The organism is uncultured Friedmanniella sp., assembly GCF_964244005.1.
In the GTDB taxonomy this organism is placed as follows: Bacteria; Actinomycetota; Actinomycetes; order Propionibacteriales; family Propionibacteriaceae; genus Microlunatus.
This window is the reverse complement of sequence record NZ_CAXTHG010000024.1, coordinates 53,617-75,253: the sequence shown is the minus strand read 5'-3', so window position 1 is coordinate 75,253 and position 21,637 is coordinate 53,617. Positions and strand designations below refer to the sequence as shown.

Below are 21,637 nucleotides of genomic sequence, written 5' to 3'. Positions count from 1 at the left end.
GGCCGAGAGGCGAGGCAACGGCCTGCAAAGCCGTGTACACGGGTTCGAATCCCGTCTCCACCTCGCACGGCGGATCGTTCGCCGGGGTATGGGCGATTGGCGCAGCGGTAGCGCGCTTCCCTGACACGGAAGAGGTCACTGGTTCGATCCCAGTATCGCCCACACTGTTTGGCCTAGTCAGAAGCATATTTCCTGATCTCCAGGACGTCGCCTCGACGACTTGGTGTAACACTAACGCTTCGACTGACCGGAGCAGGCTCCCTGCCGGTCCTCATCTACTTCGACGCCACCGCCAACGAAGCGGGCGGGACTGCCATGGTTGTCACGATGGAGAGCGACAAGGGCTGGTATCTACTTGAACTGCAGTCACTGACTGATAAGTACGAATGGACTTTCCAGCAACTCGTTGACCAACTTCGAGCAAGCGACCTCCGCCCGGAGTTTGCCTGCTGACTGGTTCTCGGTAGGTGCTCGGGGGGTGGGACTCCCGCGACGGCGGGCACGGCGTCTGCCCACTGAACCTTCGGCTTGCGGTGCGGCTGATCTTGCCATCGACTGACCGTTCTCCACTCCCGGTTCCGGCTCTTCTAGATCAAGCCCCTCGCTGCGCTCGGGCCGGCGCGTGTCCTCGCTTCGCTGCGGGCCGCGCCGCCTATGACCCGCCAAGACCAAGGAAGCCGAGGACCAGCTGAGAGATCGCCGCGCCCGCACCGCTGCTGGCAGCATTGACACCAGCTCCTACCGCCTTATCGGCGTGCTTACCGAGCCACGATGCGACATTGGCTCCAACCCTAGCCTTGCCCGCGGTGGCTGAAGTGTCATCGACGATCGCCTCATCGAGCTCCGCCAACGCCTCCTCATCAATGCCGTACTCCCGAAGACGATCAAAGAGGTCACCCTTAGTAGAAGGAATCTCGAGCTGCATCAACTGCTCGAAGTCGCTGCTACCGATGGCCGCGTTCCCATAGATGATGGCGGTCACCGAATTGATCTGTGCTGCTCGCGTTGCCGGTTCAGCCGGACTCACCACCTCCGGGTGAACACGCTCAAGTTCGAGAGCGAGGTCAAGGACCCGGTCTCGCACTGCGGCCAGAATATTTACGACAACGTTGCGGGGCACCAGCCGCCGGGCTCCGACCAGGGCCCAGGGCATCATGCCCGTTCCATAACCGTACGCCCCGGGTCGGAGGAGGACGCTCTCGAACATTCCAATTGCGTCCGCGGGCCATGTCGCATGAAGGACCGGCTCGTCCTCCTTAACCAATGTCTCAATGCCCGCGATTCCCTCGTAGAAGGCCACGTTGAATAGCCCACTTCGAAATTGCTCGTTGATCATCAAAGGCGCAATCGGAACGTTGCGGGCTTGACCATTCATTGGCCCGCTGTAATCGCCGACCACCTCAACGCCGAATGGACCGCGATAAGTGGGCAAGGCGGCGCTCTGGGGGTAGCCACCGAGCTCGTGAGTCACCCAGTCGGCCAGTGGCGGTAGTTGCGCCCGTGCTGCGACGATCTTCAGCTGACGTAGGAGGTCCGCCGTAGACGTCTCAGACGTCGCAGCACGCTCCGCGATCTCGCTCAGGTACACGGCCGTGACAGTACACGCGACCGCCGACAACGCCGGTCGGACTCGATCGACCAAACTGGCCCTCCCGCGCCTGGACCAGCTGCCTCGGCGCTCGTCGCTCTGCCCGCCTCCTTAGTTTGTGGGTAGCCTGCCTGCGTGACTAAGCGTTCAGACCGATTGCTGCAGGAGATCGAGGCCGGTGCACTCGACAGCTCCTCTTCGATCAGTGACCTCCTTCGAAAGGTTATAACCCTTGGTGGTCAAGCGGGATCGACCGAGTTGCGAGACTGGGCTGCAAGAGAACTGAGGGGCTATGACTCCGACGCTCAGTTGCCGCCATACCGCCGCGTTGCGGCGCCTCTAACGATGGACGCAGTGACAATGCACGGCATCATTCGCGGCCAGCAAATAAGCCCTATGGAATTGCCCGACTTTGCTCGCAACTCGATCACGCACGATCTGGAGATGCGACAGGGGATCGGCGAGATTGAACAGCTTGTGTCGAGTCGACCACAGGGAGACGTGGTTAAGCTAGCACCGGCCGGCGCGTCAGACCTAGTCGCTTACATGAACGCCGAGGGCCAATGGAGTGGGCGGATCGAGCGGATGTACTGGGCTGTATCCCCGGTGACACTGGTCAGCATTGTCGATCAAGTACGTACCACGCTTACCGTCCTTGTGTCCGAAATTAACGCCAACACTCCGACGGGTGCGGAAACGCCCCCCTCGGAGGTCGCCACGCGAGCTATCAGCGTGGCTGTAACGGGTAAGCGGAACGTGGTCAACCTGATGAGCGCTCAGGGTGACGGCGCCAAGGTGATCGAGGAGGTTGCTCCGGATGAGACGCCGCGAAAGTGGTTGCGAGTGTCTGCCGCGGTCCTAATTGGGCTACTCACAATTGTCGGCGTCATCCTTGCCCTGATGCAAGCGCAAGGCTGGCGGCTCAGCTGACGTCCGCAATCTTCGTAGCGAATGGCGACGCAGCACGACGAGCGCGGCTCCGGCGAGGATTGCTAGGGGAGGTCGGGAGTCCCCGACTCAGTCGAGCTGGGCGGCTGCCTGCGTGACTAAGTGAGTGACAGAGCACCCGCAGGTGCCTGGATGCCGACGTATGAGTCGGGACGATCACGAGGCTGCGCCACTGGTCATCGCCGTACAGCCGGTCTCGATTGCAAGCAGGAAGTCGTTGGAGCTGCACCAGCGGCGCCGGGTGACTAGCGGGGTGACTACGAGTGCGACCGGACCCACTTCCAACCGGACGCCAGTGGACACAGGTCACGCTTGAGGGCACTGGGCCGAGCTGTGATGGTGTCGTTCACACCGAAGAGGTCACTGGTTTGAACCCAGTATCGCCCACCAGAAGTTCGCCTCATCATGGTGGATCAGGGACAGGTGTTGGCCACCGCCAGAGGGGTAGTGGTGCTGCGCCTCGAGCAAGCGCGGGTGGCATTCGGCCCGCGGCTGCCATAGCAAACACCGCTATAGTTAGCGCTTGACGAGTCGAGGCGAGCTCTTGTGTGAGGTGATGGTCGGGACAGGCACCACCCAGTCTGACTTGTCGCGGCTCAGCGGCGTGCGTCAGCCGAGCATCAGCGGCTTCCTGTCGGAGCGCGTCCACCTCAGCGACGACCAGCTCGATCGGCTCCTGTCGTGCATGGGACGCCGCCTCGAGGTCGTCCGCCGGCCCGTCGTTCCCCAGCTCACCCGCTCCGAACGTCGGTCGTGGCAGCTCCACCGCCAGCTTTCAGCCCGACTCAACCCCAGCAGCTTCGAACAGTGGCAGCCCACAATCGACCGGAACCTGGACCGTCTCAGAGGCCGGGTGACAGGTCAGCCGCACGAGCGCAGTCTGCAACGGTGGCGTGACTTGGTCGATCAGCGCGACCTCCCAGCGCTTCATCGCGTACTGGCCGGTCTCGATCGCGGCTCGATCGAAATGCGCGAGGTGTCCCCCATGTCCGGCCTCCTTCCTGACGACGTTAGCCGGGACGTCCTGGAACTGGCCGGTTGATGCGGCGAGACCAACTGGAGCACGCCATCCGCACGGCCTGCCAGATCATCGGCCACTCCGAAGTCATCGTGGTCGGCTCACAGGCCATCCTCGGCACCTACGACGAATCCCAACTCCCTGCCACAGCCACGATGTCGATCGAGGTTGACGTCCTCCCCATTGCCGACACCAACGAGGCCACCGCACGGTTAGCCGACATCATCGAGGGCATCGCCGGCGAGCTCTCCCCCTTCGAGGAGCTGCACGGCTTCAGCATCGACGGCGTCGACCTCGACACCGCGGTACTCCCTGACGGCTGGCGCGATCGACTGGTCAGGGGTGCAGAACGCCAACACCGCGGCCCTCACCGGCGAACCGCGATACACCGGCCTGTGCCTCGACAAGGAAGACCTCTGCGTAGCCAAGCTCCTTGCGTTTCGCGAAAAGGACCGGAACTTCGTCGCCGCCCTTCTTCACGCTGACTTGGTCGACGCCGACCTCATGGCCTCCAGGCTCCATACAATCCCGCACGCACACGCCGTCGCTTGCGAGGCCGCGCTCCGCTGGCTCAGTGCGCAACACCGGCCTTAACGGACTGCGGAGACGTATGACCCTCGGGCGTCGCTCGCGCGACCGGCAAAACCAGGCCCGTCGCGCTGACCAGGCGGCCATCGGCTCGGGCTTGATCGTCGTGCGCGGGCACGGCGGGCGATGTGCTCGACGTCTGCGCCGGTGTAACAGGTGGTGTCTCATGGCCAGAGCGTGCAACGAGACCCGATAAGAGGGTGTTCACGCTCAAGAATGAGCCTTTGGGAGCCGCGCCAGGCGGGTCGATCTCGCTGACACGGAAGAGGTCACTGGTTCGATCCCAGTATCGCCCACACTGTTTGCCCTTGTCAGATCAACTTTGGGCCAGCGTCGAAGCCCGACCGAAGATCATTTGGTGTAACAGTCGCTGTTACACCGAGGGCGCAGCACCATTCCCGACAGGCGGTTGGGGGACTTCCGCTCGCGTTGTGGCGCGGTGGGTCCGACGTCATTTGGGCTAGGCAGAGCCATGTTCCTGCTCACGGCACGCGGCCCGAAGTGAGTGAAGGCCCGCCGACCTCTTCCGTTCCGGAGAAGCGTTCTCAGCCTAGACCGGCTAACGCTGACCCGAAGCGCCCACGGCGCCGACCATCGGCCGGCAGGCCGACGCAGCCGACGCGCAGCCAGGACCCCAACCGGTCGACCAAGATCATGAGCCAGCAGGTCGGACGGCCGACACCGATTCGTGCAGCAGACTCTCCCGGCGTAGCCGATGGTGGTGCGTCGAGTGCGAGGAAGCCGATCGGCTGCTTGCGTCATCGACGCCGTCCGCTGGCGCGCTGTCGGCGCCGAGCGACAGAATGGCAACGTGACGACGAAGCCACCCGAGCTGCCGGCGACGCTGTGGTCCGTCCCGGACGGTCCGTGGCCGGACCCGCCAGTGCAGACCAGGCCGGCGCTGCTTCCCGTGGACAAGTTGACCCCGGAGAACGCGGAACGCCTGTTCACCCGGTTGCTGGAAACTGAAGCGGACATCGAACACGCGACCCTGTACGGGCTGCCCGGGCAAGCTCAGGCAGGAATCGATGTGTACGCGCGAACAGCGCCCACGCTGGACATCGCCGCCACCGCGGAAAGGGGCTTCGTGGCGCTGCAGTCACGCCGAGTCAAGGGCCTCACCGCAGCGTCGATCACCTCGGCGGCTGCCGACTTTCTAGCAGGCGAGTGGGCGGACCGGTGCTCCCGGTTCTATTACGCCACTAGTTCGTCGCTTCGCGATACCAAGCTGGATGGCGCCCTCCGGTCAGCGCACGACGCCCTCGCGGAGAAGGGCATCGAGTTCGAACCGTGGGGAGCGGAGGAAGTCGCCTCCCGGCTCCGCGATCACCCTCGGCTTGTGGATGACTTCTTCGGCCGGGCGTGGGTAGCCGCTTTCTGCGGGAGGGACCGCGCCGCGGAAATCGCCCGGCGGATCACCCCCGAGCAGGCACGGGCGGCCCGCGCCGCCCTCGGAGGCCTCTACCGGGCCGCGTTCCGGGCGCAGGGTGCCTCGCCGACGGTCACCGGCACACACACACGCGGTCTGTCCTATCTGATCCTCGATACACAACCGGTGTCCGAGGACACGCCGGTACGGGCGACCGTCGTGGAGTCGGAGCAGACTGGGCCGCCGGTGTCGATCCATCCGCTGGAGGAGTACGCGGGAACGCCCCGAATGATGCGCCGCCGCGTCCGCCGGCCCGCGAGGCGAGACCCGGTCCGATCGGCGGATGCGGATCGTGCCCGCACTCCTGTCGACGAATGGGCCGACTCCGCGCGCCTCCGGCTGCTCATCGGCGCGCCTGGGTCGGGCAAGTCCAGCTTCCTGATGTTCACCGCCGCGGACATCCTCTCCGCCGAACCGCAGTCCGCGGCGCTGCAGCGGTCGTACGGCGGCGACTTGCCGTTGTGGTTGCCGTTCGGGTTCCTGTGCCGTCACCTCGACGGATCCACCACGAACTCGGTTGTCTCGGCCATTCAAGCGTGGGTCACCCAGCAGGGTGGACCGTCGGCTTGGGATCTAACCCAGCCGGCCCTCGACGACGAACGGGCGATCCTGCTCGTCGACGGCGTCGATGAGTGGAACGACCGCGCTTCCGCGGAGTACGCGCTCGGGCTGATCGAATCGTTCGTGTCCCAACGGCGCATTGCCGCGATCCTCACCGCCCGCCCGTATGCGGTGGACCGGCTTAACTGGATGGAGCCGTGGGCGAAAGCGGTCCTCGCACCGCTCACCCACGCTCAGCAGGTCGATATGGTCACTCGGGTGCTGTCCGAGTCCGACACGATCGGTGCAGACGGTCCATCCACCCCGCACGCGGAGTCGTTCCTGGCCGAACTGACCCGGATACCGGCGTTGAGCCCTCTTCTGGGCACACCGCTATTCCTCAGGCTGCTGGCGAAGTCGTGGCGTGGTGAGTCGTTACCGCCGCAACGGTTCCGCCTGTTCTCCGCGCTAGTCCAGCTCCTAGTGGACAAGCATCCGCAGATGCGCCGCCGCGCCTCCTCTGCGGCGGGATCCGAGTTCTCCACCGGCGACATGCTCACGGTGCTCCGTGGCGTGGCCTACCAGGCCCGGATCGAGGGCGGCTCGGCGATCCGACCCCGGCAGGAAATGGAGCGACGGTTCCGAGAGGAGCTTCGTCGCGATGATGGTCTGGCATATCCGGCGGCCGACGCGGCCCGAGTTGCGACGGCGGTGCTGTCGCAGGCGGAGGATGAGTACGGTCTGCTCGTCCCGCAAGGCGTCGGCATGGTCGGGTTTCTGCATCGGGTTCTCCTCGATCAGCTTGCCGGCGAGCACCTGGCCACACTCCCGCCCGAGGAGCAGGAGAGCGTCCTGATAGCCCGGGCCGGCGACCCCACGTGGCGGGATGTGCTCATCGCCGGGCTCGCCACGCAGGTCAACGCGTCCCTGCTCACCCGGCTCAGCGAGCACACCGAGGTGGACCCGGTCGACAAGTACGAACTGATCGCCGACGCCATCGCCGGCGACGTCGCGATCACCACGCCGAAGCAGTCGCAGTGGGTGACGGAGATCATCGACCGAGTCAATGATCACGCCGACACCGCCCACCGGGCCAGGCTGATCGCGTCGCTGGTATCGATGACGAAACACGCCTCGCTGCGACCGCTAATGCTCGCTACCTTCAAACAATGGCTCAAGGCCGCGCACCCCGAGCCGACGTCACCGCTGTGGATGCTCCGAGACGCCGAGGTCGCGGAGACGGGGGTCCTTCCTGCGCTGCTATGGGGGCTGCGGCACGAGGACGAAGCGGTGCAGCTGAACGCCGCCCATGCCATCGCCATCCGCTACGCCGGCGACGCGACGATCGGCGCCCGCATCGAAACGAGCGTCCGCAACGGCGCCAAGGCCATCGACCAGGCGTTCGCGCTGCTGTGCCTGGGAACAGGTTGGCCGGACTGGCCGCAGCTGCCCACCCTCCTCGAGTGGGCGCGAGCGCAGATCACCCCGGAGCTGCGAGTCTGCGCTCTGCACCTGCTGCGGGAAGCCGCGGGAGGACAGTTCGGTCATCTCTCCGCCGCGGAGCGGCAGTGGTTCGAGGGATTCCTGCGACATGAGGGTTTGCGGCCGCGCGAGCATTGGAAGGACCTCGCCATCCCGTTCGTGCAGCATGCGATGTCCGAGCAGCCGAAAACAGCGCGGTTTGTGCTGGAGACCCTGTCCACCAACGGCAAGAACGACGGCGACCGGTCGATGGCCTGGCTGCTGGCCTGCACCACGTTCAGCGACGACGACGCGATCAAGAACTGGGTAGCCGACCAGCTCGAACACCCCGAACGTAACGGACTCCTGCTGCACAACCTTGCGCTCATCCCTGAGTCGTGGCGCACAGACCCCGCTTTCGCGCGCAGCGCCGCGGCAACCATCCGAGAAGACGCCCAGAAACCTCCGTTCAACGACGGGGCCATCCGCCTTGCCGAATCATTGCCCGACGACGACGCGCTCGATGCGCTCCTACCCGCCCTGGACTCGTGGCGTCCCGTCCGTGCCGGGGCAGCGCTGCTGAAACGGTTCGGGCACCGTCCCGAGGTGCGCGCGGTGTTCGACGAGCGCCTGCATGGGCCTCTCGAGTCAGCGGCACCGCTCGCACCGCTCGCGCTGGAGGCGCTTGGTGCCGCGGAAGGATTCCGGGTGCTCGTCGCGTTACTGCGATCCTCGGACGGCGAGGGTGACGGGGAAGCGCGGGTCGTGGTGGCGATGGCCCTCGCCGAGGCCTGGGCGCAGTTCGCGAGTACCCCGGAGCACCCCGAGTCCGCTGCGATCTTGCGCGGGTACGATCCGGACGAACTCGCGACACGCTGCACCGCCGTCGGGACAGAACACCTCACCTGGCATGTCGGCTTGATCATCGCCGCGTGGCCGACGCACGAGGCGGTCGTCGCGTTCGCACTGCGGGCCCTACAGCACCCGCAACACATCAGCAGCGGCATCCACGACCCGGCACCCCCGGCGATCGTGCGGGCATACGGCGCCCGCGCCGACGCCACCGCCAACTTGATGATGAATGCGGTTCTCGATCAGCTCGCCTACCTGCCACCTCAGCTGCGGGAGGTTCTCGTCGATGCCCTAACCCGCTCCGACCTGACTCCCGCCACCCTGCGCGACCTGCTCGGGGATTGGGGCGAGGACCCAGACATCTGGGTGCAGCGCACCGCACTGACCGGACTGGTCCGACGCGTCGAGCGGTACCGGATCTCACCGAATGCCGAGCATGCACAGACCGAGGAGGCCACCGACTGGCTACGCACACAGGTGCAAGCCGAACTCTGCGGATACGGTCCTGCTCTGGAATACCGCCGGCAGACCGGGTGGGTCGGGATGCTGCTGCTCGGCGACCTCGGGCTGCATGACGGACTCCTAGAAACCAGAGGCCAACCCACCCGACCAGGCGTGCACCTTCACCACGTGTTCGGAGGGGTCGACCGGGAACTGGTCGACCTGCTCAACGCCAACTGGGACGAGGTGTCAACCCACTTCGGCGACGACCTATTCACCTTGCTGTCCGCCTCCAACGCCAGGGACGTGCGCGAGAACGCTCGAGCAACCGTGCTCGGCCAGCTCAGCACCAGCTCCTCACCGCACCTCTCCGTCAGCGAACTCATTCGCGAGGAGGCAGAAGCGAATCCTCACTTCCGCAACAGCGCCGAGTATCTTCTCTGGTCGCACCGCGATGGACGCCGCGATCTCGACCTCTTCGTCGCCTGCCTGACAAGCGAAGGCTTTCTCACCTCGAGCTGGAGAGAGACGAACGAGGTCTACGACCTGCTGGTCGATCCGGACTCGTGGCAGATCCCCGCCGACACGCTCCGCGACGCGCTGACGCGTCAGCCCGGTTTCGACACCGACCCGCAACTGCGAGCGTTGTTCTGCGAATTGTTCCCAATCGACGAGCGCAGTCGCACGATGTTCGCCGGCCTGGAGGCCTGGTTCCGCGCCGACGATCCCCGGGATTCTCGCGAATGGATCGATTCGCTCGCCGTCGCCGTCCGGTCCTCACCGGCGAGCATCCTGCCCACTATCGTCGAACGAGCACACCACCAGATCATGCTCCGGGACGCCGCCGACCTGTTCCCCCTGCTGACAGGCCCGCTGCTGCGCCGACTCCGCCACGACCCGGACGCGGTCACCGCGCTTCGATCCGCGGTCCAGGATCCCGCCTCCGCGGATATTAGCACCCCGATCTGGGCGCAGACACCCGAGGTTGGGCAGACCCACGACCTGGCGATCAACACGCAACGGTCCTATTTATGGGCGGCGGTCCTCGACCACGCCGGACTGCTCGACGAGAGCACCGCGACAATCGCGCGGCACCCGCTCACCGCCACCAACCCGGATGCGGTGGTCCACGACCCGTTCACCGGGTCCGAGCGTGTCGCCCGTGCGGCAGCGGCCACACTGACAAGACATTCCCCGACCCGGGACTAAAGCCTCCGCTAGGTCTCTGCAGGCCGATTGCTTCCGCAGTGCTGGCCCCGGAATGAGCCCATAGCGATTCGGTTTGGTAGAGCGGCTTTCGCCGTGGCAGTTGGCGTCTCGGGCGATGCCATAATCTGGTGAGGCGTACTTTTTCGGACGCGTTCCAAGGTGGCCCGGTTTAGGGCTTTAGCCGCCGAACCGCGGTCGCGATCGTGTAAAACGCCGCCGCGGCCGCGGCAACCACGGCCCCCCAGGCCTGCGGCCAGTCGGTGACAGGAACGGTCACTCCGAGCGCTATAAGCGCACGGTCGGCCTTGTTCCGTGTGCTGCTACTCGCATGCTGGCTACCCTGCCGCACGTGTCCGATGCCTCGAATCGTGGTGGCAGCATCGGCGACTGTTGGGTAGTCCTCACCGAGCTCGACCTGCAGCCAGAGCTGGAGGTCGTTGATCGTCCCCTTGCGCGTCGGGTCGAGCTTAGCTGCCGTGTAGAGGTCGTCACTCGCTTGCGGTACGCCTAGCTGCGAGATTATTGTCCACAGGTCGCTACATCGTTCGGTGAATTCAGCGCGGGACGCGGGCGGTTGGAGCAGGCGGGTGGCGGCGTCGAAGTCGTTGATCTTGATGAACGGACCGGGGTGAGTCCAGACCGGGTGGCGTGCGAGGACGAGGCCGAGGTAGTCGAGAGTGCCAGGCAGCCGGAGGGGCGACGAGACCAAGTCGACAGAAGAGTCAGCGTCGGCCATTGACTGCAAGAGCTCGATGTAATCCTCGACCGTCGCGACGCCATGGAAGCGTTCGAGCCGTCCTGCGCCGTAGTCAATACTCCAATTGAACTGCGTGGTGGTGCGGGCGATGATCATAAACTCGTGCTGGAGGACCTGCCCCAAAATCTCCATCGGCGGCTCATTCTGCTGTGTGAGCTGGGACCGTACGTCGAGGCTGCCTTCTGCCACTTTGGTCCAGTCATTGTCCTCGAGCAGCTCGACCTCCAGGTCGGCGCCCGCCTTGATGAGGTTCACGCAGATCTGACCAAGATCGGGACGACTCTCTCGTTCCCGCTCGACGAGTGTTGACTTCCAGAGATGGCGCAGGCCGGCGATGGTGAGGCCGACCCGGTCCGTGGGCTGCAACCCTGGGAGTCCGCTTCCGGACCGCCAAAACAGGCCATAGCGGGCAGTCTGGAACGACGGCGACGAGATGGACGGTAGCGAGGCGAGGACTTCGGCGGGGGCTGTCGGTGGTGGCGCCGTCTTTGCGATGGTTAGCGGCGTAGCGGCGACGCACAAAATCCCACACTGGCCACCCCTTGGTGTTAGCCAGGTAGTTGATCGTCCACGGCCGCCCGATCAGCCTGATGAGGTCCGTCTGTAACTCGTCGAGGTCAGTCAGCAGCGTAGGTGAAGAGGACACGCAGTCACCTTGACACGACTCGCGTCGCTAAGGTCGATACGGGTACGGACACTAGGTCGGCACCAGCAACGGCGCTCGGGTCGATAGAGCAGTCCGTCAGCCACGTCAAGAGACGGCTTCGACAAGGTCTACATGGGCACCCGCAGCCCTTAGGCGAGCGTCCGATCGTGGATCGTAACCCGTCTTGTCGCCCACGTTCCGCGCCCTGATCACAACCTACTGCTATAGTAAATGCTGCTATGCTGGGAGTGTGAAGAATAGGAGTGAGCTGCTTCGCGAGGTGATGGTCGAGACGGGCACCACCCAGTCCGAGCTGTCCCGGCTCAGCGGCGTGCGTCAGCCGAGCATCAGCGGTTTCCTGTCCGAGCGCGTCCACCTCAGCGACGAGCAGCTCGATCGGCTCCTGTCCTGCATGGGACGCCGCCTCGAGGTCGTTCGTCGACAGGTCGTCCCCGAGCTCACCCGCTCCGAACGCCGATCGTGGCACCTCCATCGCCAACTTTCCACGCGACTCAGTCGCACCAGCTTCGAGCAATGGCAGCCCACGATCGACCGCAACCTGGATCGTCTGCGTAAGGGGGTCACAGGTCAGCCGCACGAGCGCAACCTGCAGCGGTGGCGTGAGCTGGTCGATCGCAGCGACCTCCCCGGACTTCATCGCGTACTGACCGGTCTCGATCGCGGGTCGATCGAGATGCGCGAGGTCAGCCCCATGTCCGGCCTGCTCCCTGACGAGGTGCGCCGCGACGTGTTGCAACGAGCAAGCTGATGCGACGAGAGCAACTGGAGCACGCCATCCGCACGGCCTGCCAAATCCTCGGCCACCCTGCGGTCATCGTGGTCGGCTCGCAAGCGATACTCGGCACCTACGACGAATCCCAACTCCCTGCCACAGCCACGATGTCGATCGAGGTTGACGTCCTCCCCATTGCCGACACCAACGAGGCCACCGCACGGTTAGCCGACATCATCGAGGGCATCGCCGGCGAGCTCTCCCCCTTCGAGGAGCTGCACGGCTTCAGCATCGACGGCGTCGACCTCGACACCGCGGTACTCCCTGACGGCTGGCGCGATCGACTGGTCAGGGGTGCAGAACGCCAACACCGCGGCCCTCACCGGCGAACCGCGATACACCGGCCTGTGCCTCGACAAGGAAGACCTCTGCGTAGCCAAGCTCATCGCCTTACGCGAAAAGGACCGGAACTTCGTCGCCGCACTTCTCCACGCCGACCTGGTCGACGGCGACCTCATCGCCTCCAGGCTCGGAACGATCCCGCGTAAACACGACGTAGCGGCCGAGGCCGCGCTCCGCTGGCTCGATGCGCAACCTCGGCCGTAAGGGGCGGGGCCGGATCGGGCCGGCGTGATCTTGGACGTGAGCACGGGCCCGCGGCAGGGTGCAGATCCGTCGCGATGACCAGGCGACCCCCGGCTCGGGCTTGGTAAGGCATGCGCCCAGGCATTCTCGACGATGATTTCAACGGCCTCGACGGTGTAACAGTTGGTGTAACACCACCAGTGCATACACCAGGATCCGACAGGAGGTGTTCACGCTCAGATCTCACCGGTTAAGGGCCGCGCCAGGCGGGTCGATCCCGCTGACACGGAAGTGGTCATTGGTTCGAACCCAGTATCGCCTAGACTGCTTATCCTAGTCAGAGGATATTTTGACCTCGCCGCATCAAACCTTCATGACGCGTAATGGCGCGTGGGCTGAGGCCATCCGGTCGAAGTCAGCGTCTTGCGTCACGACGGGCAAACCATGCGCGACCGCAGTCGCCGCAATGAGCGCATCGGTCAGTCGGACGCTGCGGTGTATTCCTGCTTGCCGGCAGTCGTGGACCAGATGCGCCCAGGCGGTCATGACCGCCTCACTGATCGGGATCGGATCCGCGTCGCGGGCCAAAGCAAGGGTGTCGGCACGTCGGGCGCGGACGTCGGCATCGACCGCCGCCAGCACGCCGAGTTCCAGTTCGCCCAAGCTCACCACCGAGACAGCGACACGGTCAGGAAGCGGCTCGAGTGGTCGAGAAACCTCCGCAGCGATGAAGACTCCGGTATCGAGAAGCCCGGCGCTCACAGATCCGCCAGTGTCTGACCAGCCAGCTCGTCCAGATCACGGCGCAGCTGCGGATCGGCAGCACGACCGGTCAACTGGCTGCTCAACGCCGACCCCGACAACCAGCGGGTACGACGACCGTGCGGGACGATATCGGCAATCGGCTCCCCATGCACAGTGAGCGTCACTCGCTCACCTGCTCTTACTGCGTCAAGAACTCGCGCGGTGTTGTTGCGTAGATCTCGCACGCCCACGTTCATGTGCGACAGCGTAGCACCCGAACTTTCGTCATCCTCGTCCTCGGAGTCGATGAGGCTGACGGTGCCCGGTCAGGGATCCGCATTCGTCCAGCTCGTCGAACTGTCGGACGACGAGCAGCTGCGCGACTGGCTGCTCGGCGGGGCCATCACTGCGGCAGCCGCGAACCGAACGAAGTTCGCGTTGGCGTGAGAGCCGGCACCCGGGTGGACCACAGCCGGTTCTGTCTCGTCGAGAGTTGGGAGGTCGTTCGCGACGCGCGAGGGCGCGCCGTCGGCCACCACGTGACCTACGAGTTGCTGCTGATGAACGGGTCCGTACCGCGCACCCGCGCCTCCCGTCCAGTCCAGTCCACCAGCAGACGTAGGGCCCCGGACTGTGGCGAAGCATTCTGGATGAGCAGCTTGTGGTGACGGAGCCGCACAGAAACCTGCCAGGCGAAAGTCCACACCCACCGTGACGGTAGCGTCGATGCCGATGACTACCGCCGTAGCTCGAAGGTGATGCGCGACAGCAACTACCGCGGCCCGCTCGCCATCCGAGGTCGCCACCGCCGAGCCGGCCATCCGACATGGGCAGCCCCAAGCCCTAGGATGGCGGTGTCGAACGGCGGCCGTAGCGAGCAGGTGCCCGGGTACGTGCTGGGCAAGGCGCCGGAGGAGTCGGATAGCGGTGTTCTCTCCGCGACGACGGCAACGCAGCCCGGTGCGTGCCCGGGTGCCGCGCAGTAGGTCGGCGTCTGACACCACCCGCCTCGACCTACGTTCGTTCGTCAAACGCCACGAAACTCAAAGATAAGGAACCTTCCTTGACCAGTCCCGCACTCTCAGTCCAGCTGTACGCCGTCCGCGACGAGCTCACCCACGACCTCGATGGCACCCTTTCCCGGCTCGCCGCCATGGGCCTCCGCGACGTGGAGGCCTTCGACTTCGTCGACCGGGCCCCAGCGCTCGCCGACTCGCTCGCGCAGAACGGGATGCGGGCCAGGACCGGGCACGCCTCGTTGCTCTCCGCCGGCCTCGGGTTTGACGACCCGGCGCTCGCGGCAGGACAGGCGGGCCCGCCGAGCCAGGACGCCGTCTTCGCCGCGGCCCGCCGCCTCGGGGTGGAGATCGTGATCGACCCCTTCGTCTCTCCCGACCGCTGGCTGAGCGAGGACGACGTGCTCGACACCGCGGCCCGGCTCAACGACGCCGCCAAGCGCGCCGCCGACCACGGGCTACGCGTGGGATACCACAACCACTCCCAAGAATTCGTCGCCAGCTTCCGCGGCGCTTCCGCCTACGAAGTGTTCGCCGACCAGCTCCACGATGACGTCGTGCTCGAGGTCGACCTGTACTGGGCCGCCACCGGCCGCCAGGACGTCGTGGCCCTGCTGGGACGGCTCGGCGACAAGGTGAGGGCTCTGCACCTCAAGGACGGGGTCGTCGGAGATGACCCGTTCCAACCTGGAGCCGCCCGGATGGACCCGACCACGCTGGACCAGCGCCCAGCCGGCCAGGGCGACCTGCCGCTGCTCGACTACCTCGCAGCCGCCCCGTCAACCGAGTTCGGCGTCATCGAGTTCGACTACTACGCAGGAGGGAACATCTTCGACGGCATCCAAGCCAGCGTCGAATACTTCCAGGCGGCCGGGCTTCGGTGACCACGCGCACCGGTCCAGTCGGGTTGATTTCCTCGGCACCGGCATGATCGGTGACCCCTTCGGTTGGGCTCCTCAGGCGTCAGCTCAACTCCTGTGAGCGATGGCTGGTCGGGAGTGGCTGCGCGTCCCCGGCCTGCGAGACTGGCTGGCGCACCGGAACAGCAACGTCTGGACGAAGGGCTCGAGATGCGCGTGATGTCAGAGGAGGTCTCGGCTGAGCTGATCGACGAGGAGCTCGCGCTCAGCGCCGCCCGGCAGGCGTTCCTGGCTAGCCGCTACGGCAAGACGTTCCCCGTCGTCGTCGCGCACACCACTGACGGCCAGAACCGTCTCACCGTGAAGTCCGGCTCGACGCCCACGAGCGTGGGCGTCAAGATCGGCAGCTACTGGCCTGGCAATCCGGCCTTGGGCCTCGCCCGCCATAGTTCCACCGTCCTCCTGCTGGATCCCGACACCGGACGGGTCGCCGCCGTGGTCGAGGCGAGCCACGCCAACGGCTACCGCACCGCAGCCGCCGACGCCCTGGCCGTTGAGACCCTCTCCCGCGCGGAGTCTCGAGTGCTGACGGTGGTCGGCACGGGTAGCCAGGCTCGGCACGAGGCGCTCGCGGTGTCGAGGGTCCGCCCGATTGAGAACATCCTCGTCGTCGGTCGCCGCGCGGACGCCGCAGCGCGGGCGGCAGCTGATCTCCGACGACTGACCGGGATCAGCGTCGCCGTCGTCGGAGCGGAGGAGGGCTGCCGCCGCGCCGACATCATCGTCACCGCCACCACCGCGACTGCCCCCGTGCTCGACGTCAGCTGGGTTCGGGCCGGTACGCACATCTCGGCCATGGGTGCCGACGGCCCGGGCAAGCAGGAACTGCCGACGACCCTGCTCGGTCGAGCGCGACTGTTCTGCGACCTGCCTGACCAGGCTCGCCGGATCGGAGAGTTCCAGCACGCAGCGGCCGACGCCACGATCACCGCGCTTGGCGACGTCCTCCACGGCATCGCCTCGGGCCGGACCGACGACGAGCAGATCACGATCTTCGACAGCTCTGGGTTTGCTCTCCAAGACCTGGCTCTCGCCGCGGCCCTCCTCGCCCGCGAGGACGCCCTCGGCTCGCGAGCAGTCCGATGACCGTCCTTCCCGACCTGGTCTGCCGCGACTGCGACCGCACCTATCCGGTGTCCTCGTTGGCGTGGCGCTGTGGATGCGGAGGGCTGTTCGACGTCTCCGACTTCACGCCGGCCCATGATCCTGGGGGACCCTCTGCAGGAGATGGTTCCCTGTGGCGATTTGGTGACGTCCTTCCCGTCCCCGTCGATCGCCGCATCTCCCTCGGCGAAGGATCTACCCCGCTCGTCACCTCCCTGGTCGATAGCGACGTCGTCCTGAAGTGCGACTTCTTGATGCCGACGTCGTCGTTCAAAGACCGCGGCGCCGTGATCCTCGCGACCATGGCGGCACGCCTCGGCGTCCGGGCCGCGATCGTCGACAGCAGCGGCAACGCCGGGACGGCGGCGGCGGCTTACTTCGCCCGCGCGGGCATTCCCATCCAGGTCTTCGTCCCTGCGTCGACGTCTCCGGGCAAGCTTGCCCAGATGGTCGCCCATCATGCTGACGTGACCCTCGTGCCGGGTGACCGCAGGGCTTGCGCCGACGCCGCGTTGGCAGCAGCCGACGAACCCGGCCTCCTGTACGCGAGCCACGTCTACCACCCGTACTTCCTCCACGGCGTCAAGACGTACGGGTACGAGATCTGGGAGCAGCTCGGCCGGCGTGTCCCCGAGACCGTCGTGGTGCCGGTCGGTAACGGGACACTGGTCCTCGGCTGCCACCTCGCCTTTGCCGAGCTGAAAGCGCAGGGTCTCATCCCGCAGGTGCCGCGGATCATCGCGGTCCAGACCAGTAGCTGCGCGCCGCTGGCCGCAGCATGGGCCGCGGGTCGACCCGGGATCGACGAGGTGCGGTCCACCCCGACCGTGGCTGAAGGCATCGCCATCAGCGCACCACCTCGAGCCGCCCAGATCCTGGCCGCGGTCCGGGAGACCGGCGGCGCCATCGTGAACGTCGACGACCGGCAGACGCTGCAGGCGCAAGCCGACCTCGCTGCCCAAGGCCTCTACGTCGAGCCCACCGCCGCGGTCTGCTACGCAGCCGTACAGCAGGCCCGCCGGAGCGCATCCGCGGGCCGGCCCACCAGGGCGGACGCCGACGGCTTTGCGGCCCTGCGCAGCGGCGAGCTCGTCGTGCCCCTGTGTGGCAGTGGCCTGAAGACACCGGGATCGCCCCCCGGAGCCGCGCGGTGACACCGACCTCCGGGCCTCCGGTCGAGGTCGACGTGACCTTGCCTGACGCCTCGCACACGTCGACCGTGCTCGCGCTGACGACAGGGGGCACCCTCGACAAGATCTATACCGCTCAGGGCCAGCTGGAAGTCGGCGAGCCATGCCTGCCGGCCATCCTGAGGGAGGCCCATGCCTGCGTCGACCTGCTGGCCGTGGAGGTTCTGCGCAAAGACAGTCTCGACCTAGACGCCGACGACCAGCGCATGATCCAACAGCAGGTACGCCAAGCGCCACAGCGTCACGTGCTGGTCACTCACGGGACGGACACGATGGTCGAGACCGCCCTGCTCCTGCGAGACCTGTGTCTCGACAAGACCATCGTGTTGACCGGAGCCATCCAGCCCCACAGCATGCGTTGCTCCGACGCCGCGTTCAACATCGGGTTCGCTCTCGGTGCCCTGCCGCTGTTGCCGTCCGGGGTCTACATCGCCATGAACGGGCAGGTCTTCGCCGCAGACCGCGTGTCGAAGGACCGGACCCTGGGACGTTTCGTCCCGCTCGAGTGAACCCCCGAAGCGCTGGCCCCGTACCCGCCTGACACCACAGAGCGGCCAGGACTCCCGTCAGCCGCTCTGCCCGGCAGCGTGCTCACCGTGTGCGGTCACCGAGAGAAAGCGCACCGGGAGCTCCAGCAGCTGCTGCGGGCCGTGCGCACCCTCGCCGTCCAGCTGCAAGGCGTCTCCGGGGCGCATCGTGTAACTGGCCTCGCCGTGCCCGTAGACCATCGCGCCGTCCAGCACGTACAGCAGCTCGGTGCCCGGATGCTGGAAGAGCGGGAAGACCTCACTCGCCTCGGTCAGCGTGACCACGACGGCCTCCATCCGCTGGTGCGGACCCCGCAACGGTCCGAGCAGCTCGTACCGGTGCCCGTGGCGTGACCCGCGGCGCACGATCTGCGCACCGTGGCCACTAGGGATGAAGACCGCCTCCCGCTCGACGTCGACACCGCGGAAGAGCGCCGTCACCGGCACGCCCAGACCGGCGGCCAGCCGGCTCAGCGTGGTGAGGCTGCAGGAGGTCTGGGCGTTCTCGATCTTGGACAGCATCGCCTTGGAGATCCCGACCCGGACCGCCATCTCCCCCACCGACGCCCCTGCGTCCACCCGGTAGGCGCGGACCTGCGCAGCGATCGCCCGCTCAAGGCCGCCCTCCAGGGGACCGACGGTGGCCGGGTCCACCTCGCGCTCCCCGACCCCGGCGCCCACCTGCTCCGGGGTCACGCTCACCGCCCTTCCACGCCAGCCGTCGACGCCGTGACCCGGGTGCCGGCTCGGTGGCCGCCGAGGGTGAACCGCGGCTGCGCGAGCAGCCGGGCACGTGCTGGGTCCAGCGTTCCGTCGGGGGTCGTGCTGACTCCCGAGGCGAGGTCGACGGTGAGCTCGCCGATGAGCGGGGCGAACTTCGCGCCGTGGCCCGAGCAGGGCGAACAGACCACGACGGGGCCGACCCGGTCGAGGACGAAGTCCTCGTCCGGAGTGGTCGTGTACAGGCAGGTGGCCTCGGCGAACGGCTCGGGCACCAGCCCGGGCAGCCACCGCTCCACGTACTCGACGATGCGCGTACGCGCCCGGTCGTCCACGACGCCGCTGCGGGTCGACGGGGTGACAGGGTGGCTGCTCGTGACGTCCGCCAGGTGCTCGGCGACCTTGCGCGCCCCGGCGGGACCACCGTCAGCGCCGCCGGGCAGGCTGTAGATGTCCAGCACGTCCTTCTGGATCGCGATGGGCCATTCGGGCACGCCAGCGCGACGGGCGAAGTGGAAGATCTGCTGCTGGGTCACCGCCAGCGGCGGGAGCGCGACGGACGCCGAGGCCAGGACGTCGCGCAGCAGGTCGACCACCCACGCTCCTGCGGCCACGATGACGCGGCTGGCGCGGACGTCACCGCGGTCGGTCTGCACGGTCACCTCCCCGCCACCTTCGACGCGCAGGCGCAGCAGCCGGGTGTGCGGCGCCAGCACCGCCCCGAGCTCGCGGGCCCGCGAGCTGGCCGCGGCGACCGTGGCCGCGGCGTCGACGGTGCCCGCCTGCGCGTGGAAGATCACGTCGCCGCTGAACCTCATCCCGGGCCAGCGTCGCTCCGCCTCCTCGGCCGGCAGCAGCTCGTACGGCACGCCGACCTCGGACAGGGCGGCGGCGATCTGAGGCACCGCGCGTCCGCGACCGTGGTCGAGTCCGCCGGTCAGCCGCAGCAGCGACGCACCCGTGTCGAGCTCCAGCTCGCGCCAGCTCTCGAACGCCAGACCCGTCATCCCCGCGTACAGAGGGTCCGCGTAGGCGCGGCGCACGATCCGGGCGCTGCCGTGCGAGCTGCCGTGGGCGTGCCCGATGTCGAACTGCTCGAGGAGCACCACCGACAGCCCCCGCCGCGCGGCCGCCCAGGCCGCGGACGCGCCCATCAGACCAGCACCGACGACAACGACGTCGACCTCCGCCGGTAGCACGGGCTCGGTGGGCAGCACGCGGGCGGGCTCGTCGTGGGCGGTGGTCACGCCAGACCCTGACCGGGGACCCAGTCGGTGCCCACCAACGGGATGCGGGTCATCGCGGCGGCCTCGATCGTGAGGGCCACCATGTCCTCCGGCTCCAGGTGCAGGACGTGGGACTTGCCACAGGCCCGCGCGATCGCCTGGGCCTCCATCGTCATCACCCGCAGGTAGTTGGCGAGGCGGTGCCCGGCGGCGACGGGATCCAGCCGCGCGGCGAGCTCCTCGTCCTGGGTGGTGATGCCGGCGGGGTCACGGCCGTCCTGCCAGTCGTCGTAGTAGCCGGCGGCCGAACCCAGAGCCCGGTACTCCACGTCCAGCGCCGGGTCGTTGTCCCCGAGAGCGATCAGAGCCGCCGTGCCGACGGAGACGGCGTCCGCGCCCAGCGCGAGGCACTTGGCGACGTCCCCGCCGTGGCGGATACCGCCGGAGACGACGAGCTGGACGTTCCGGTGCTCACCCATCTCCTTCAACGCCCGCACCGCCTGCGGGACGGCGGCCAGGGTGGGGATGCCGACGTGCTCGATGAACACCTCCTGGGTCGCCGCGGTCCCGCCCTGCATGCCGTCGACCACGACGACGTCGGCGCCGGCCTTCACCGCGAGCTGCACGTCGTAGTAGGTGCGCGTCGCTCCCACCTTCACGAAGATCGGCTTGGTCCAGTCCGTGATCTCCCGCAGCTCGGCGATCTTGATCGCGAGGTCGTCCGGACCGGTCCAGTCCGGGTGCCGGCACGCGCTGCGCTGGTCGATCCCGCGCGGCAGGGTGCGCATGCCGGCCACCCGCTCGGAGATCTTCTGTCCGAGCAGCATGCCTCCCCCACCGGGCTTGGCCCCCTGGCCGAGCACCACCTCGATGGCGTCGGCAGACCGCAGGTCGTCGGGGTTCATGCCGTAGCGGCTCGGCAGGTACTGGTACACCAGCTGCGTGGACTGTCCGCGCTCCTCCGGCGTCATCCCGCCGTCCCCGGTGGTCGTCGCCGTGCCCGCCTCGCTCGCCCCGCGGCCCAGTGCCTCCTTGGCCGGCCCCGACAGTGCGCCGAAGCTCATGCCGGCGATGGTGACCGGGATCGCGAGGTGCAGCGGGCGGATGGCGTGCTTGGCGCCCAGGACGACGTCGGTGCCGCAGCGCTCGCGGTAGCCCTCCAGCGGGTACCGCGACATGCTGGCCCCGAGGAAGAGCAGGTCGTCCAGGTGCGGCAGCCGCCGCTTGGAACCACCACCGCGGATGTCGTAGATGCCGGTCCGCGCCGCCCGCTGGATGGCGGCGACGGTCGCCCGGTCGAAGGTGGCGGACTCACGCAGACCTCGTGCCGCCGGGTCGTCGCTGCCCGCCGTGTCCGGAGCCGGAACGGGGTGGTCGGTGAGCGTGGTCATCGTG

Annotated in this window: 18 protein-coding genes and 2 tRNA genes; 12 read left to right on the top strand and 8 right to left on the bottom strand. The window is 67.1% G+C overall.

The features are described 5' to 3' along the window. Positions 1–60 (top strand) — tRNA-Cys (locus tag ACFE76_RS15215). A gap of 30 nt (positions 61–90) precedes the next feature. Beyond that, positions 91–162: transfer RNA gene (locus ACFE76_RS15210), tRNA-Val, on the top strand. Between the two features lie 490 nt (positions 163–652). On the opposite strand, the gene ACFE76_RS15205 is transcribed toward ACFE76_RS15210, so the two are convergent. Further along, entirely contained in the window at positions 653–1,588 is a 936-nt protein-coding gene (locus tag ACFE76_RS15205) for a hypothetical protein (protein WP_375432609.1), read from the bottom strand. Positions 1,589–1,723: 135 nt separating this feature from the next. Here ACFE76_RS15205 and ACFE76_RS15200 point away from each other — a divergent pair, with 135 nt between their 5' ends. Beyond that, entirely contained in the window at positions 1,724–2,518 is a 795-nt protein-coding gene (locus tag ACFE76_RS15200) for a hypothetical protein (protein ID WP_375432608.1), read from the top strand. A gap of 571 nt (positions 2,519–3,089) precedes the next feature. Next, a complete protein-coding gene (locus ACFE76_RS15195) occupies positions 3,090–3,578 on the top strand; it encodes a helix-turn-helix domain-containing protein (RefSeq protein WP_375432613.1) in 489 nt (162 codons plus the stop codon). Positions 3,579–3,766: 188 nt separating this feature from the next. On the opposite strand, the gene ACFE76_RS15190 is transcribed toward ACFE76_RS15195, so the two are convergent. Further along, entirely contained in the window at positions 3,767–3,925 is a 159-nt protein-coding gene (locus ACFE76_RS15190; RefSeq protein WP_375432607.1) for a hypothetical protein, read from the bottom strand. A 1,028-nt stretch (positions 3,926–4,953) separates the two neighbouring features. On the opposite strand from ACFE76_RS15190, the gene ACFE76_RS15185 reads away from it, so the two are divergent. After that, the gene (locus ACFE76_RS15185) at positions 4,954–10,074 is read left to right on the top strand and encodes an NACHT domain-containing protein (RefSeq protein ID WP_375432606.1); all 5,121 of its coding nucleotides are present in this window, start codon (positions 4,954–4,956) and stop codon (positions 10,072–10,074) included. A 169-nt stretch (positions 10,075–10,243) separates the two neighbouring features. Here the strand turns inward: ACFE76_RS15185 and ACFE76_RS15180 are convergent, their stop codons facing one another. After that, on the bottom strand, positions 10,244–11,197 hold the full coding sequence (locus tag ACFE76_RS15180; RefSeq protein WP_375432605.1) for a hypothetical protein: 954 nt from the start codon (positions 11,195–11,197) through the stop codon (positions 10,244–10,246). 563 nt (positions 11,198–11,760) lie between these two features. Here ACFE76_RS15180 and ACFE76_RS15175 point away from each other — a divergent pair. Continuing rightward, on the top strand, positions 11,761–12,246 hold the full coding sequence (locus ACFE76_RS15175) for a helix-turn-helix domain-containing protein (RefSeq protein ID WP_375432612.1): 486 nt from the start codon (positions 11,761–11,763) through the stop codon (positions 12,244–12,246). Between the two features lie 318 nt (positions 12,247–12,564). Further along, positions 12,565–12,816 (top strand): hypothetical protein, encoded by a 252-nt coding sequence (locus tag ACFE76_RS15170; protein ID WP_375432604.1) that lies wholly within the window; start codon positions 12,565–12,567, stop codon positions 12,814–12,816. Positions 12,817–13,158: 342 nt separating this feature from the next. Here the strand turns inward: ACFE76_RS15170 and ACFE76_RS15165 are convergent, their stop codons facing one another. Both ACFE76_RS15165 and ACFE76_RS15160 read right to left on the bottom strand, forming a co-directional pair. Then, positions 13,159–13,557, bottom strand: coding sequence for a PIN domain-containing protein (locus tag ACFE76_RS15165; protein WP_375432603.1), 399 nt, complete (start codon positions 13,555–13,557; stop codon positions 13,159–13,161). Beyond that, positions 13,554–13,796, bottom strand: coding sequence for a type II toxin-antitoxin system Phd/YefM family antitoxin (locus ACFE76_RS15160; protein ID WP_375432602.1), 243 nt, complete (start codon positions 13,794–13,796; stop codon positions 13,554–13,556). The genes ACFE76_RS15165 and ACFE76_RS15160 overlap by 4 nt, the downstream gene beginning before the upstream one ends. A 61-nt stretch (positions 13,797–13,857) precedes the next feature. Here ACFE76_RS15160 and ACFE76_RS15155 point away from each other — a divergent pair, with 61 nt between their 5' ends. From ACFE76_RS15155 to ACFE76_RS15135, 5 genes are all read left to right on the top strand, one after another. Then, positions 13,858–13,986, top strand: a complete 129-nt coding sequence (locus ACFE76_RS15155) for a hypothetical protein (RefSeq protein ID WP_375432601.1) — start codon at positions 13,858–13,860, stop codon at positions 13,984–13,986. A gap of 616 nt (positions 13,987–14,602) precedes the next feature. Next, positions 14,603–15,439 carry a sugar phosphate isomerase/epimerase family protein gene (locus ACFE76_RS15150; protein WP_375432600.1) on the top strand — a complete coding sequence of 279 codons (837 nt, stop codon included), beginning with the start codon at positions 14,603–14,605 and terminating at the stop codon, positions 15,437–15,439. Between the two features lie 186 nt (positions 15,440–15,625). After that, a complete protein-coding gene (locus ACFE76_RS15145; RefSeq protein WP_375432599.1) occupies positions 15,626–16,561 on the top strand; it encodes an ornithine cyclodeaminase family protein in 936 nt (311 codons plus the stop codon). After that, complete coding sequence (locus tag ACFE76_RS15140; RefSeq protein WP_375432598.1) at positions 16,558–17,733, top strand: pyridoxal-phosphate dependent enzyme; 1,176 nt, start codon at positions 16,558–16,560, stop codon at positions 17,731–17,733. Before ACFE76_RS15145 ends, ACFE76_RS15140 begins: the two co-directional genes overlap by 4 nt. Before the next feature lie 32 nt (positions 17,734–17,765). Then, entirely contained in the window at positions 17,766–18,278 is a 513-nt protein-coding gene (locus ACFE76_RS15135) for an asparaginase domain-containing protein (protein ID WP_375432597.1), read from the top strand. Between the two features lie 57 nt (positions 18,279–18,335). Here ACFE76_RS15135 and ACFE76_RS15130 read toward each other — a convergent pair whose 3' ends face one another. The 3 genes from ACFE76_RS15130 to ACFE76_RS15120 are packed head-to-tail and all read right to left on the bottom strand — an operon-like array spanning position 18,336 to position 21,633. Beyond that, on the bottom strand, positions 18,336–18,998 hold the full coding sequence (locus ACFE76_RS15130; RefSeq protein ID WP_375432596.1) for a helix-turn-helix domain-containing protein: 663 nt from the start codon (positions 18,996–18,998) through the stop codon (positions 18,336–18,338). After that, positions 18,995–20,263: an FAD-dependent oxidoreductase gene (locus ACFE76_RS15125; RefSeq protein WP_375432595.1), complete on the bottom strand. Its 1,269-nt coding sequence runs from the start codon at positions 20,261–20,263 to the stop codon at positions 18,995–18,997. Before ACFE76_RS15125 ends, ACFE76_RS15130 begins: the two co-directional genes overlap by 4 nt. Beyond that, positions 20,260–21,633 (bottom strand): FMN-binding glutamate synthase family protein, encoded by a 1,374-nt coding sequence (locus ACFE76_RS15120; RefSeq protein ID WP_375432594.1) that lies wholly within the window; start codon positions 21,631–21,633, stop codon positions 20,260–20,262. Before ACFE76_RS15120 ends, ACFE76_RS15125 begins: the two co-directional genes overlap by 4 nt. Positions 21,634–21,637: the final 4 nt, after the last annotated feature.

Coding starts and splice junctions, on each gene's coding strand:
- ACFE76_RS15140 (WP_375432598.1), top strand. CDS start 16,558: ATGACCGTCCTTCCCGACCTGGTCTGCCGCGACTGCGACCGCACCTAT.
- ACFE76_RS15145 (WP_375432599.1), top strand. CDS start 15,626: ATGCGCGTGATGTCAGAGGAGGTCTCGGCTGAGCTGATCGACGAGGAG.
- ACFE76_RS15175 (WP_375432612.1), top strand. CDS start 11,761: ATGGTCGAGACGGGCACCACCCAGTCCGAGCTGTCCCGGCTCAGCGGC.
- ACFE76_RS15160 (WP_375432602.1), bottom strand. CDS start 13,796: ATGAACGTGGGCGTGCGAGATCTACGCAACAACACCGCGCGAGTTCTT.
- ACFE76_RS15120 (WP_375432594.1), bottom strand. CDS start 21,633: ATGACCACGCTCACCGACCACCCCGTTCCGGCTCCGGACACGGCGGGC.